Annotated in this window: 13 protein-coding genes; all 13 read right to left on the minus strand. The window is 74.9% G+C overall.

The features are described 5' to 3' along the window. Nucleotides 1-2: 2 nt before the first annotated feature. Complete coding sequence (gene hypF / locus ACYP53_RS22125) at nucleotides 3-2,339, minus strand: carbamoyltransferase HypF (RefSeq protein WP_459648666.1); 2,337 nt, start codon at nucleotides 2,337-2,339, stop codon at nucleotides 3-5. Next, complete coding sequence (gene hypB / locus ACYP53_RS22130) at nucleotides 2,336-3,142, minus strand: hydrogenase nickel incorporation protein HypB (protein WP_459648667.1); 807 nt, start codon at nucleotides 3,140-3,142, stop codon at nucleotides 2,336-2,338. Before hypB ends, hypF begins: the two co-directional genes overlap by 4 nt. A 5-nt stretch (nucleotides 3,143-3,147) precedes the next feature. Then, nucleotides 3,148-3,549: a hydrogenase maturation nickel metallochaperone HypA/HybF gene (locus ACYP53_RS22135; protein ID WP_459648668.1), complete on the minus strand. Its 402-nt coding sequence runs from the start codon at nucleotides 3,547-3,549 to the stop codon at nucleotides 3,148-3,150. Nucleotides 3,550-3,683: 134 nt separating this feature from the next. Next, entirely contained in the window at nucleotides 3,684-3,788 is a 105-nt protein-coding gene (locus tag ACYP53_RS22140; protein ID WP_373313858.1) for a DUF6893 family small protein, read from the minus strand. Then, a complete protein-coding gene (locus tag ACYP53_RS22145; protein WP_459648669.1) occupies nucleotides 3,782-4,288 on the minus strand; it encodes a hydrogenase maturation protease in 507 nt (168 codons plus the stop codon). Before ACYP53_RS22145 ends, ACYP53_RS22140 begins: the two co-directional genes overlap by 7 nt. After that, nucleotides 4,285-5,736 (minus strand): hypothetical protein, encoded by a 1,452-nt coding sequence (locus ACYP53_RS22150; protein ID WP_459648670.1) that lies wholly within the window; start codon nucleotides 5,734-5,736, stop codon nucleotides 4,285-4,287. Before ACYP53_RS22150 ends, ACYP53_RS22145 begins: the two co-directional genes overlap by 4 nt. Then, entirely contained in the window at nucleotides 5,733-6,377 is a 645-nt protein-coding gene (locus tag ACYP53_RS22155; RefSeq protein ID WP_189921655.1) for a DUF6084 family protein, read from the minus strand. Before ACYP53_RS22155 ends, ACYP53_RS22150 begins: the two co-directional genes overlap by 4 nt. After that, a complete protein-coding gene (locus ACYP53_RS22160) occupies nucleotides 6,374-7,021 on the minus strand; it encodes a DUF5947 family protein (protein ID WP_229928973.1) in 648 nt (215 codons plus the stop codon). The genes ACYP53_RS22155 and ACYP53_RS22160 overlap by 4 nt, the downstream gene beginning before the upstream one ends. Then, nucleotides 7,018-7,485 carry a thioredoxin gene (locus ACYP53_RS22165; protein ID WP_189921657.1) on the minus strand — a complete coding sequence of 156 codons (468 nt, stop codon included), beginning with the start codon at nucleotides 7,483-7,485 and terminating at the stop codon, nucleotides 7,018-7,020. Before ACYP53_RS22165 ends, ACYP53_RS22160 begins: the two co-directional genes overlap by 4 nt. Next, entirely contained in the window at nucleotides 7,482-9,269 is a 1,788-nt protein-coding gene (locus ACYP53_RS22170; protein ID WP_189921659.1) for a nickel-dependent hydrogenase large subunit, read from the minus strand. Before ACYP53_RS22170 ends, ACYP53_RS22165 begins: the two co-directional genes overlap by 4 nt. An 88-nt stretch (nucleotides 9,270-9,357) precedes the next feature. Then, nucleotides 9,358-10,413: an NADH-quinone oxidoreductase subunit B family protein gene (locus tag ACYP53_RS22175; protein WP_459648671.1), complete on the minus strand. Its 1,056-nt coding sequence runs from the start codon at nucleotides 10,411-10,413 to the stop codon at nucleotides 9,358-9,360. Between the two features lie 132 nt (nucleotides 10,414-10,545). Then, complete coding sequence (locus tag ACYP53_RS22180; protein ID WP_459648672.1) at nucleotides 10,546-12,237, minus strand: enoyl-CoA hydratase-related protein; 1,692 nt, start codon at nucleotides 12,235-12,237, stop codon at nucleotides 10,546-10,548. A 133-nt stretch (nucleotides 12,238-12,370) separates the two neighbouring features. Then, nucleotides 12,371-13,519 carry an FAD-dependent oxidoreductase gene (locus ACYP53_RS22185; RefSeq protein WP_459648673.1) on the minus strand — a complete coding sequence of 383 codons (1,149 nt, stop codon included), beginning with the start codon at nucleotides 13,517-13,519 and terminating at the stop codon, nucleotides 12,371-12,373. Nucleotides 13,520-13,712: the final 193 nt, after the last annotated feature.

Consider the following 13,712-nt stretch of genomic DNA (forward strand, 5'->3'; position numbering starts at 1 on the left):
TCTCACTCCTCCCGGGCGGCCGCCACGCGGGCGGCCACCATCAGCTGGCCGAGCGCCAGCCCTCCGTCGTTGGGCGGCACCCGGCGGTGCCGCAGCACGGTGAAGCCGTCCTCACCGAGGCCGCGCGCGCAGGCCGAGGAGAGCAGCGCGTTGGCGAAGACGCCGCCGCTGAGCGCCACCGTGGTGGTGCCGTACCGCTCCCGGACGGCCGCACAGACCCGCCGGGCGAGGTCGGCCACCGCGGCGTGGAAGCGGGCGGCGACCAGCCCGGCGGGCGCGCCCGCGGCCACGTCGGCGACCACCGCGGCGAGCACCGGCCCGGGGTCGGCGGTCCAGCCGTCGCCCCGGGCGGGCAGCCCGAAGCGGTAGGCCCCCGCCGGGCCGAACTCCGCCCACCCGAACTCCGCTGCCGCCGCCTCCAGTTCGACCGCCGCCTGGGCCTCGTAGCCGGCCCGGTGGCAGATCCCGGCGAGCGAGGAGACCGCGTCGAACAGCCGGCCCATGCTGGAGGTCGGCACGCAGTTCAGCCCGAGCTCCAACTGCCGCTCCAACAGGCGCAGTTCCTCGCCGGGGCAGGCCTCGACCGCCGGCAGTCCGGCCGTCCAGGGCAGCCCGGCGGCCCGCAGGTGCGCCAGCGCCGTCCGGTAGGGGCGTTCGACCGCCGCGTCCCCGCCGGGCAGCGGCACGTAGCCGAGGTGGGCGAGCCGGCGGAAGCCGTCGTAGTCGGCCAGCAGCACCTCGCCGCCCCAGATCGCGCCGTCCTCGCCGTAGCCGGTGCCGTCGAAGGCGAGGCCGAGCACCGGCCGGCCGCCGTCCAGGCCGTGCTCGGCCATCACCGCGGCGATGTGCGCGTGGTGGTGCTGCACCCGGCGCACCGGCCGCCCGGCGGCGTTCCGCTCGGCGTGCCGGACCGAGCGGTAGCCGGGGTGCCGGTCGGCGACCAGCAGCTCGGGCCGCACCCCGCTGACCGTGCCGAGCTGCTCCACCGCGCGGTCGAAGGCGCGCAGCGTGGCCAGGTCGTCCATGTCCCCGATGTGGCCGGACAGCCAGGCGTAGCCGTCCCGGGCCAGCGCGAAGGCGTTCTTCAGGTCGCCCCCGACGGCCAGCGCCGGGCGGACGGGCACCGGCAGGGGCAGCGGCAGCGGCGCGTACCCGCGCGAGCGGCGCAGCGGCAGCTGCTCGCCGTCCACCACCCGCACCACCGAGTCCTCGCAGGGCACGTGGATCGGCCGGTCATGGGTGAGCCAGCCGTCGACCAGCGGGGCGAGCCGCTCCAGCGCCTCCCGGTCGTCGGTGACGATCGGCTCGCCGGAGAGGTTGGCGCTGGTCATCACCAGCAGGTCCGGCCCCGGTGCGGCGAGCAGCAGGTGGTGCAGCGGGGTGTAGGGGAGCATCACCCCGAGGTCGGGGCTGCGCGGGGCCACCGCGTCGACCGCGGCCGAGGGCGCGCCGGTGCGGCGCAGCAGGACGATCGGCCGGACCGGCCCGGTGAGCAGCTCCCGCTCGACCGGGCCGAGCGGCAGCAGGCCCTCCACCGTGGCGAGGTCACGGGCCATCAGGGCGAACGGTTTGTCGCCGCGCCGCTTGCGCCGGCGCAGCAGGCCGACGGCGGCGGCGTCGCGCGCGTCGCAGGCCAGGTGGTAACCGCCGATGCCCTTGACGGCGAGGACCGCCCCGGCGGCCAGCAGCCGGCGGGCCCCGGTGAGGGCCTCCTCCCCGGCGAGGCGGGCGGCGCGCCCGGGCCGGACCAGCGCCAGCGTCGGCCCGCAGGCGTGGCAGGCGACGGGCTGGGCGTGGAAGCGGCGGTCGGCCGGGTCGGTGTACTCCCGGGCGCAGTCCGCGCACATCGGGAATCCGGCCATCGTGGTGTCGGCGCGGTCGTACGGCAGGCCGGTGACGATGGTGTGCCGGGGGCCGCAGTTGGTGCAGCTGATGAACGGGTGCCGGTGCCGGCGGTCGGCCGGGTCGGTGAGTTCGGCGAGGCAGTCGGCGCAGACGGCGACGTCGGGCGGGATCAGGGTGGCCCGGGGGCCGTCGGTCCGGGACGGGGTGATGGCGAAGCCGGTCGCGCCGGTGGCGGCCAGCGGCTCGTGTTCCACGGAGGCCACCTGGGCCAGTGGCGGCGCGTCACCGGCCACCCGTCGGCAGAACGCCTCGACCGCCTCGCGGCTGCCCTCGACCTCGGCCAGCACGCCCTCGCCGGTGTTGGTGACGCTGCCGGCCAGGCCGAGTTCACCGGCCAGGGTGAAGACGAAGGGCCGGAAGCCGACGCCCTGGACCAGGCCGCGGACGGCGACCCGCCGGCGCTCCCGCTCCGGCGCCGGGGGACCGGCCGTCACGGGGTCTCCCCGGCCACCGCGTGCTCGTGGCCGTGCGCGTGGCCGTGCCCGTCCTCGTCCTGGTGGCCGTGCCCGTCCTCGTGCCCTTCACCGTGCGAGTGCGAGTGCCCGTGCGGCGCGGCCGCCATCACCGGCCGGTGCGGTTCGGCGCCGCCCAGGACGGCCAGCGCCCGGTCCAGCAGCGCGCCGACGCCGTCCCCGGTGCGGGCCGAGGTGTGCACCACCTCCACCCCGGGGTTGACCCGCCGGACGTTCGCCGTGAACGCCGCCTCGTCGAACTCGGCCGCCGCGGCGAGGTCCTTCTTGGTCACCAGCACCAGGTTGGCCAGCCCGAACGCGGTGGGGTACTTGAGCGGCTTGTCCTCGCCCTCGGTCACCGAGGCAAGCACCACCCGCAGGGACTCCCCGAGGTCGTACGAGGCCGGGCAGACCAGGTTGCCGACGTTCTCCACGAACAGCAGCCGGCAGTCGTCCGGCAGCCAGCCGTCCAGGTGCCCGGCGAGCATCCGCGCCTCCAGGTGGCAGAGCCCGTCGGTGAGCACCTGCTTGACCGGCGCGCCCGAACGGGCCAGCCGCAGCGCGTCGTTCTCGGTGGCAAGGTCCGCGGTCAGCGCGGCGACCGGCACCCCGCGCCGTCGGGCCAGCCCCAGCTCGGCCTCCAGCAGGGCGGTCTTGCCGCTGCCCGGGCTGGAGAGCAGGTTGACCGCGACCGTCCCGCGCCCGGCCAGCGCGGCCCTCAGCTCGCGGGCGCTGTCGTCGTTGCGGGCGAGGACCGCCTGGCGGAAGTCGACCGTGCGGCACATCGGCATCAGCCTTTCTGTTCGGCCGGGCGGTGCGGGTGCCCGGCCCACTCGACGTCGAGGATCTGGAGCTCGCGCCCGGACAGCAGCTCGACGCCGCCCCCGGAGACGCCCTCCGAGAGGCCGCCGGAGCAGCTCGGGCAGCCGAGGTCCGGCGGCATGCCGACCTCCCACTCGGTGGCGCAGGACCCGCACCGGGCCCGCGCCGCGACCTGCTCGGTCTGCAGCACGGCGCCCTCCACCAGCGTTCCGGCGCAGGCCAGTTCGAAGCAGAAGTCGAGGGCCTGCGGCACGACGCCCGCCAGCTCCCCCACCTGCAGCCGCACCCGCGTCACGCCGGGGGCGCCGTGGTCGCGCGCGGCCGCGTCCACCTGCTCCACGACGGCGGCGGCGATCGACATCTCGTGCATCGGTCCCTTCCCACGGCGGTCGGCGACGGGCCAGGCTTCCAGGGCGCGCCCCATTACAAGGCGCGATGGCGGCGGCGGCTCGAAGCCGCGCCGCCACCGCGCCCGGGGCTGCGCCGTTCGCAGCAACGCGCGGCTCACATCCGCGAGATCTCCAGGTACCGCTTGATGTCCGGCAGGCTCTGCCAGACCAGTGCGCCGATCCCCGCCAGCAGGGCCGCGCAGAACAGTTTCCTCAGCATGGTGTCGTCTCCCTCTCCGGTTGGGTGGCCTCGTCCACGACCCGCAGGACCATCTGGACCGCCTCGTCGACCGCGGCGGCGACGGGGGCGCTCAGCCCGATGCCCTCCTCCAGCGAGGCCGGCTCGCAGCCGACCACCAGCACCCGCCCGGGCGGCTCGCCGCCGGTGCCGGCGGCGAGGGTGGCGAGCAGCGCGAGCACGGCGTCCGGCCCCATCCGGTGCCCGTCCAGCACCGGCGCCTCCAGCGGCTCGGCGGCCGCCTCGATGAGGTAGACCGTGCCGGGCGCGCCGCCGCGGCAGGTGGCGTCGACCAGGACGGCGGTCCGGTAGCCGTCGAGCAGCCGGTACGCCAGGTCCACGCCGCGCACGCCGACGTCGACCGCCTCGACGCCCTCCGGCAGCCGGTGCGCGGACAGCCGCCGGACGGTCTCCACGCCGAATCCGTCGTCGCCGAGGAAGATGTTGCCCACCCCGGCGACCAGCACCTTCGCCCCGGTCACGGCAGCTCCGCCCGGTCGGCACCGTCCAGCGGGGTGACATCGTCGAGCGGGGTGACCTCGTCCGGCTGGAAGTAGCGGAACCGGCCCTGGGCGCGCCACAGGTCGGCGCCCGGGTCGTCCTCCACCGTGACGGCCAGGTGCACCGAGCCGTCGACGTCGTGCAGCACCGCCTCGACCACGCCGGTGCGCCCGGCCAGGAAGAGGTCCTGGGCGTCGGTGCGCCGTCGTCCGGGCCGCAGCAGGACCCGGCTGCCGGCGCCGACCGACCGACCGTCGACCAGCACCCGGTCCCGTTCGGGGTCGACCGTCGGGTCGCCGCCCGGGTCCCACCAGGGCTGTTCCACCTCGGCGGCGGCGCCGGTGATCTCGCGCAGCCCGCGGACGGCGCCGTGCAGCCGCTCCAGCACCTCGGGCGGCATGGACTCGGCGAGGTCGATCACGGCCGCGGCCCGCTCGTCGGTGCCCCGGGCCTCGCGTTTCTCCTCCTCCGTCAGGGCCGCCGTGCGCAGCGCCAGGATCTCGTCGATCTCGGTGGCGTCGTACAGGGTGCCCAGGCTCTCCGGGGCCACCGCGGGGTGGTCCTCCAGGATGATCGGCGAGGACAGCACCACCCCGCGCTCGCCCTCCGGCCCGGCCAGCACCGGCCAGGTGTGCCGGCTGCGGCAGCGCTCGACGGCGGGCCGGGCCCACTCGGGCGGGTCAGTGGCCGAGACGAACCGGCCGTGTTCCAGGCCCAGCAGCAGGTGGGCGGAGACCAGGGAGCGCGGCAGTGCCTCCTCGCGGCTCGCCCGCCGGGGCGGCATCCAGGCGGAGACGTTCTCCACCACGACCGTCAGCCGCTGCGCCCGGTAGGGGCCGGGCAGTTCCTCGACGGTCAGCCGCACCAGGCCGTCGACCTGTTCGCGCCGCCGTACCAGCCGTCCGACCGGTGTGCCGTGCTCGCGCAGCAGCTCGGTCTCGCCGACGCCGGGCAGCCGGAACGCCCGCTGCACCCCTTGGCCGGTCAACTCCTGGACGGGGATCAGAAGTTCGATCCGCTCTTCGACGCCCTCGTCCCAGTCGACGAGCACCCGGTCGGTGAGCTCCAGCCGTTCCACCGGTTCGAACCCGCCGGTGGCGGTGGCCTGTTCGACGGTGCGCCGCTGGACCCGCAGGAAGCGCAGCTCGACCGCCAGCCGGTCCTCGCCGCGGGCCTCCATGACGCACTCGGTGCGCTGGTGGGAGTGCTCGCCGCCCTGCGCGGTGTACTCCGGCGGCACCAGCACGCCGAACTGCCAGCGCAGCCGGTTCTTCGCCGCCGAGGCGCGGTACGGGTAGAGCGCGTAGCCCTCCAGCAGCACCGCGTCGGCGATCTGCCGGGCGGCCGCGAAGCCGCGTTCGATCCCGGCCGGGAAGCAACTCACCGGGAGGCCGCTCACCGGGGCGCCGGTCACCTGGGGGCCGCTCACCGGACCGGCTCCGCGACCTCGGCCGCCGCCAGCAGCTCGCGCACCGTCGCCTCCCAGGAGGGCAGGGCGCGGCGGGAGCGGTAGGCCAGCAGCCCGTCCATCAGGTCGTCGGGCAGCCGCAGCCAGCCGCAGCCGGGGAAGTGCTGGTCGATCGCCTCCCGCCAGACCCGGACCGGCATCCGTACGGAGGCCTCCTTGTCCCAGGGCACCGGGGTGACCTGGAAGCCGCCGGGGCCGGCGAAGGCGGTGCCGGAGAAGAGCAGCAGTACCGGGACGTCGCCGCCGTCGAGCGCCCGGAAGTAGCGGGCGGAGGCCACCTCCAGGTCGTAGCTGCACGGGACCGGGAGGTCGGTCTCGGTCTCGCCGGTGAAGCCGGGCACCAGCAGCGGCACGGTGGCGAACTGGATCGGGTGGAGCGTGTTCGCCCAGCGTTCCCGCTCGCCGAACAGGTCGGTCAGCCGCTCGCCCTCCGGTACGGCGTAGGACCGGCGGCCGGGTTCGATCCGCAGCTGGCACCGGAGCGCGAGGGCGTGCACCCGGGTGTCGGCCGGCGCGGTGATCCGCAGCCGGAACACCAGGGTCGGCACGGCCGCGTACGGGTCGGCGCGCACGCCGGTGCAGGTGAAGGAGAGTGCCGTCATGCCGTCACCGCCGCGGGCAGCGGGCGGGCCCGGGCGGCCAACCGGGCGAAGAACGCGTCGAGTTCGGCCCGTGCCTCGGCGCCGCCGTCGAAGCCGTGCCAGCACCGGCGCAGCCGGCCGACCAGCTCGTAGCAGACGTCGATCGGCACCAGGTAGCACTCGACCCGCCGGTCGGTGCGGCGCAGCAGCAGCGCCTCCACGTCCGGTTCCAGGGCGGCGGCCAGCCGGCTGCCGCCGAGCGCGCTCTCCCAGGTGTCCTCGTCCAGCTCGCTCTCGGTGGCGCCGGCCGGGCCGGGGTAGAAGGCGAGCAGCTGGTCCAGGACGGTGTTGCGGAACAGGAAGGCGGTGCCGACCGGGATGCCCAGCACCGACCAGGCGCGCTCGTCCAACGCGCCCGCCGGGTCGGCGAGGTAGCGGTCGGGCACGGTGCGGAAGCGGCCGCCGGCCGCGCCGGGCTGCTGGAACAGCAGTCCGCAGGCGGTGCAGGTGCAGGCCAGGGCGCGCTCCTCGACGTCCACCAGGTGGCGGTGGCCGGGCGGCAGGTCGCGGCCGCAGAAGCCGCACTGCTCGGGCCGCGGCGGCGCGGGTTCGCGCAGCCGGCGCAGCAGGGCGGTGCCGTCGCGGGAGATCCGGCGGGTGTTCATCGTGCCTCCGCGGTCAGGGGCGGGCGGGTGCCGATCTGCAGCAGTTGCGGGGCGCGTTCGAGTTCCACGGCCGTCACTTCCGGGGCGTGGCAGGCGAGGGCGGCCTCGACGTCCCCCGCGCCGCAGCCGCAGCCTCCCCCGGTGCGGCGCAGCCGCAGGACGCCGGTGCCGGGGTCGAAGCCGAGCACCTCGACCCGCTCGGGCAGCGAGGCCAGGGCCCGGTCGATCCGGGCGGTGACGGGCTCGGGGTGCAGGTCGTGCAGGAGCAGCGGCCCGGCCACCGCCGGGTCGTCCAGCATCCGGTCCAGGGCGGGCGGGGGCAGCAGGGGGACGATCCTGGCCAGCCCCTGGCCGTAGAAGTCCATCAGGTCGCGGACGAGCTGTTCGCCGGCCTGCTCGGCGCCGCTGCCGGCCAGCGCGTCCAGGGCCTCCTGGATCCGCAGCCCGGTCTGCTCGGCCGTCATGCGGTGAGCCCGCTGAGGCCGGTGGGCACGTGCATGGTCTGCAGGGTGCGGCCGTTGCCGACGTACATGTGCACGCCGCAGGGCAGGCAGGGGTCGAAGCTGCGCACCGCGCGCATGATGTCGATGCCCTTGAAGTTCTCCGGGGAGTTCTCCTCGAAGATCGGCGTGTTCTGCACCGCGTCCTCGTACGGGCCGGGGGTGCCGTAGCTGTCGCGGACGCTGGCGTTCCACGGGGTGGGCGGGTAGGGGTGGTAGTTGGCGATCTTGCCGTCGCGGATCACCATGTGGTGCGAGAGCACGCCGCGCACGGCCTCGGTGAAGCCGCAGCCGATGGACTCGTCCGGCACCTCGAAGCGCTCCCAGGTCTGGCTGCGCCCGGCCCGCACCTCGTCGAGCGCCTTCTCGGCGAAGTGCAGGGCGGCGGCGGCCGCGTACGCCTGGAAGTAGGTGCGGGCCCGGTTGCGCTCGAGGGCGTTGCTCCACTGCGGGATCTTCCACTCGAAGGTGACCTCGGGCTTGGTCATCGAGCGGGGCAGGTTGATCACGACGCTGTGCCCGGTGGCCTTGACGTAGCCGATGTCGACCAGCCCGGACAGCGCGGTGGACCACAGCCGGGCGATCGGGCCGCCGCCGGTGTCCAGGGCGAGGTGGTCCTTGCCGTCGAACCAGCGCGGGGACATCACCCAGCTGTACTTGTCGTCGAAGTTGCGCTTCTGCGGCTGCGGGATGGTGTGCTGGTTCCAGGGGTGCCGGGGGTCGACCGGGTTGCCCAGCGGGTCGTGGGTGACGAAGAGCTCCTTGCCCTGCCAGTCCTCGTAGTAGGAGCTGCCGAGCAGGATCCTGATGCCGAGGTTGATCTGCGTCAGGTCGTTGGTGACGAGCTTGCCGTCCACGACGACGCCGGGGGTGACGAACATCCGCCGGCCCCAGTCCGTCATGTTGCGGTACGTGAAGTCGCAGTGGTCCGGGTCGTTGAGGCTGCCCCAGCAGCCGAGCAGGATCCGCCGCCGGCCGACCTCCTCGTAGCCGGGCAGGGCTTCGTAGAAGAAGTCGAAGAGGTCGTCGTGCAGCGGCACGACCTTCTTCATGAACTCGACGTAGCGCATCAGCCGGGTCAGGTAGTCGGTGAACAGCTGCACCGTCGCGACGGTGCCGACGCCGCCCGGGTAGAGCGTGGAGGGGTGCACGTGGCGGCCCTCCATCAGGCAGAACATCTCCCGGGTGTACCGGCTGACCTGCAGGGCCTCGCGGTAGAACTCGCCCTCGATCGGGTTGAGCGAGCGCATGATGTCGGCGATCGTCTTGTACCCGTGGTCGCCGGCGTGCGGCGCCTCGGTGCGCTCGGCGAGCTCCAGTACGCCCGGGTTGGTCTCGCGGACCATCTTCTCGCAGTAGTCGACCCCGACCAGGTTCTCCTGGAAGATGTTGTGGTCGAACATGTACTCGGCGGCCTCGCCGAGGTTGATGATCCACTCGCCGAGGTGCGGGGGCTTCACCCCGTACGCCATGTTCTGGGTGTAGACCGAACAGGTGGCGTGGTTGTCGCCGCAGATCCCGCAGATCCGGCTGGTGATGAAGTGCGCGTCGCGCGGGTCCTTGCCGCGCATGAAGACGCTGTAGCCGCGGAAGACCGAGGAGGTGCTGTAGCACTCCGCGACCCGCTTCTGCTTGAAGTCGATCTTCGTGTGGATGCCGAGGCTGCCCACGATCCGGGTGATCGGGTCCCAGGACATCTCGGTCAGGCCGCTGCCGTCGCCGGCCGCCCTGGTCGTCGGTGTTGCCATCGTGTCTGTCGTGTCCTTCGCTGAACGGGGGCGGGGGGCGGGCGGCGGCGACGGGCCGCACACCGCGGAGGTGTGCGGCCCTCCGGCGTCACCAGGGCGGGCGGTAACCCGTGGTCAGGTGGCGGCCGGTGTGGCGCCACTTCGGTTCCTTGTCGACGGTCTTCAGCGTGATCGCGCGCAGCCGGCGGATCAGCGAGCCGTACGCGCTGCTGACGCCGCTGGACACCCGCGAGCCGGGCGGCGGGTCCATGAAGGGCATGAACTTGTCCGGGAAGCCCGGCATGGTGCAGGCGATGCAGATGCCGCCCACGTTCGGACAGCCGCCGATGCCGTTGGTCCAGCCGCGCTTGGTGACGTTGCACTTGACGACCGGTCCCCAGCAGCCGAGCCGCACCAGGCACTCGGGCGTGCCGTAGTCGGTGGCGAACTGGCCCTGCTCGTAGTAGCCGCCGCGGTCGCAGCCCTCGTGCACGGTGGCACCGAACAGCCAGGCCGGCCGCAGCTTGTCGTCCAGCGGGATCATCGGCGCGGAGCCGGCCAGCTGGTACAGCAGGTAGGTCAGCGTCTCGGCGAAGTTGTCGGGCTGGATCGGGCAGCCCGGCACGCAGACGATCGGCAGCCCGGCCTTGGACTTCCAGTCCCAGCCCAGGTAGTCCGGCACACCCATCGCACCGGTCGGATTGCCGGCCATCGCGTGGATTCCGCCGTACGTGGCGCAGGTGCCGATCGCGACCACACCGGTCGCCTTGGGGGCGAGCCGGTCCAGCCACTCACTGGTGGTGATGGGCTGGCCGGTGGCGGGGTCGTCGCCGAAGCCGCACCAGTAGCCCTCCTTCTTGATCTTCTCGTTGGGGATGGACCCCTCGACGACCAGGACGAACGGCTCGATCTCGCCGCGCTCGGCCTTGAAGAACCACTCGACGAAGTTGTCCGCGCCCTGGACCGGGCCGCACTCGAAGTCGATCAGCGGCCAGTGCACGGCGACCTTGGGCAGGCCGGGCAGCGCGCCGGTGACGATCTCCTCGATGCTGGGCTGCATCGCGGCGGTCAGCGAGACGGAGTCGCCGTCGCAGCTGAGGCCGGCGTTGATCCAGAGAATGTGCACCACGTCGGTGTCGGTTGTTGCAGCTGTTGCAGCACCCATGAGGATGCCTCCTCGGGGATGGGAGCCGGACGAAATGGCTCAAAGACAGTCATAGCAACAGTCCGGACCGCCCGCCGGTCCACCCGGTCCGGCCCGGCCGCCCGGGCGCGCAAGCCGGCCGGGCCGTTCGGGTCACGTCCGGGCCGTCAGCCCGGCGGGCGCGGGGCGCTTGCGGACGAACGCGGAGCGCAGCGCGTGGTACGGCGATTCGGGGGTGAAGAACTGCCGGCGCATCACCGCCAGCTCCTCCTCCCGGTAGGCGGCGAGCGGCTTGGCCGCCTCGTCCGCCGCACGGGCGGCCTTCTTCGCGGCGATCCGCCACGGGGTGGCGGGCGAGGCGGCGAGCAGCCCGGCCAGGCGGGCCGCGGCCGGCCCGAACTCCCCCGGTCCGTGGTCCAGGACGCGGTCGACCAGGCCGATCCGCTCGGCCGCCGCGGCGGACACCGGCAGCGCCTGCCGGGTCAGCCGCTCGGCCCGCGCCGGGCCCACCCGGCGCGGGAGGGTGTACGTCCAGTACTCCGAGCCGTACAGCCCCATCAGCCGGTAGTGCGGGTTGAGGACGGAGCCCGCGCGGCACCACACCTCGTCGGCCGCCAGGGCCAGCATCACCCCGCCGGCCGCCGCGTTCCCGCCGAGGGCGGCGACCACCAGCCGGTCGGTGGTGGTGAGCACCTCGGCGACCAGGTCGTCCATCGCGGTGATGTTGGCCCAGGACTCCGCGGCCGGGTCGGGCGAGGCCTCGATCACGTTGAGGTGGATGCCGTTGGAGAAGAAGTCCCGGCCGCCGCCGAGCACCAGCACCGAGGTCGGGCGGCGCAGCGCGAAGCGGTACGCCGCCAGCAGCCGGCGGCAGTGGTCGGTGGCCATCGCGCCGCCGGGGAAGGAGAACCGCAGGAAACCCACCGGGCCCTCCTCCCGGTACTCCAGGTCCGTCCAGGTGCGCGGCCCGTCCTCCTCGGCCGTCAGCGGCGCCGGCACCTCCGGCAGCGCGGGCAGCAGGGCGCCGAGCGCCGTCACGGCCGGGAGCTTGAAGGTCTCGGGCCCGCCGGGCCGGCGCCGGCGGCGCAGTTCGGGGATCCACACCGCGCCGTCGGCGGTGGCCCGGCACACCGCCCCGGCGCGGGTGGCGACCAGCTCGCCGGGGCGGCCGCGCAGCACCGGCTCGGGGTGCCCGCCGTGCAGGTACCACGCCTCGCCGGCCAGGGTGTCGAGCACCCCGGGCTGGGAGTCCGCGGCGCGGAGCCTGCGCAGGACGGCCTCGGTGGGGTCCGCCGCCCAGTCGATCCGGCGCTCCTCCTGCCGCAGGTACGGCCGCACCCGCACCGGCTCCCGCCAGGAGGGCCCGTGCTGCGGCCGCGGCGCGTACGAGCCGGCGGCGAAGCGCTCGACGGCGCGCAGCGCGGCCCGGACGGCGGCGTCGGCGACCTCGTTGCGGTACAGGTCGCTCTTGCCGAGCGCGGGCAGCCGGCAGGGCTCCCAGGCCCAGACCGGTCCGGCGTCCATCTCCGCCTCGGCCTGGAGCACCGTCACGCCCCAGTCGGCGGTGCCCTCCTGGACCGCCCGGTCCAGGGAGGAGGGGCCGCGGTCGCCGGGCGGGCCGGGGTGGACGACCAGGCAGGTGAGCGCCGACCAGACGTCCTCGGGGATCGCCGTGCGCAGCATCGGCGCCAGCAGCAGGTCCGGCGCGAGGTCGCGCAGCGCGGCCCGCAGCTCCTCGTCGTCCCCGGCGAGCCGGACCTCCACGGTGTGCCGGCGGTCCCGCAGTTCGGCGTGCAGGCGCTGGCTGAGGCTGTTGAAGGCGCTGGCGAGGAGCAGGATCCGCATGTCTGGCTCCGGGGGTGCGGGCGGCCGGGATTCCGGCGATCATCGCCCCCGGCCCGGCGGCGCCCCGGCCGGTGGAGCGTGCCGCGCCGCCCGTTCACCCGAGCGGCCGCCGGGGCCGGAGCGGCGGGCCCGGTCAGCGGCCCGGGGTGAAGTCCGGCAGGCGCTCCAGGCTGTCGGCGACGGCGGCGAAGCCGTACTCCAGCATCCGCTGCTCGTACTGCTCGACGGCGGCCGGGAGTTCGGCCGTGCCCCGCTGGACGGCGGTGAGCGTGCGGGCGAGCAGGGCGGCGTCGCGCAGCGCCGTGTTGGCGCCCTGGCCGCCGCTCGGCGGCATGGGGTGGATCGCGTCCCCGAGCAGGGTGACCCGGCGGCGGCCGGCCCAGTGCGGCACCGGCTCGGCGTAACGGACCGTCAGGGGTGAGATGTTGACGACGTCGGCGGCGCGGACGAGGTCGACCAGGTCCGGGTTCCAGCCGTCGAGCAGGGCGAGCAGCTCGGCCCGCACCGTCTCCCAGGGCCGCGGACCGGCGGGCAGCGACTCGGACGGCATCACCACCCAGCGCAGATAGCTCCCGGTGTCCGGCAGCCGGACGTCGGGGGCCAGTTCCGCGGCCGCGAGCCGCGGCGGCCGGCGGAACTCCATCCGGCCGAGCAGCATGCTCGCGCGGGCGCCGTGGACGTCGGTGCCGTGGACGACGGTGCCGTAGCCGGGGACGAGGGCGGCGGACCGCTCGGTGAGCGGGGTGCGCCCGAGGACGGCGTTGCCGGGGAGGGTGACCACCCGGGCGTCGGGCAGCAGTTGGCGGCGCACCGCCGAGCCCACGCCGTCCGCGCCGACCAGCAGGTCGCCCACCGCGCGGCCGCCGTCGCCGAGGTGCGCCTCCACCGTACCGTCCGCCCGCTCGGTGTAGCCGGTCACCGGCCGGCCGAACTCGACCCGGTCGCCCAGCCCGGCCAGCAGCAGCCGGCGCAGCACGTACCGGTCGGTGGCGGTGCCCTCGTCGACGGCGCCGAGCCGGCGCAGCTCGCGCAGCTCCTGGTCCACCACCCGCCGTTCGCCCGCCAGCGGACCGGAGACGGCGGCCAGCAGGGCGTGCAACCGCTCCGGCAGGCAGGCGTGCAGAGCGGCCAGGCCGTGGGCGTTCAGGGCGATCCGGAAGCCCTGGTAGCGGCTGTCCGGGCCGTCCTCCCGCTCCAGGACCCGGACGTCCACGCCCGCCCGCAGCAGTCCGTGCGCCAGGCAGAGCCCGCCGAGTCCGGCCCCGGCCACCAGTACCTTCATGTCCCGCTCCCCTGTCCGTCCCGCCGATCGCGGCGCCTACTGCGGCGCCGATCGGTGCGTCGACCGTGCCGTCGGGGTCGAGCCTGCCGCAGCGGGCCGGCCCGGGGTCAGTGAATTCTGTGGCCGGAAGTGGATGACAGAAGTCACCGGTCCGGCCGGGCGGGCGCGGCCCGTACCATGACGGATTCGAACG

Source organism: Kitasatospora sp. Ki12 (genome assembly GCF_054601375.1).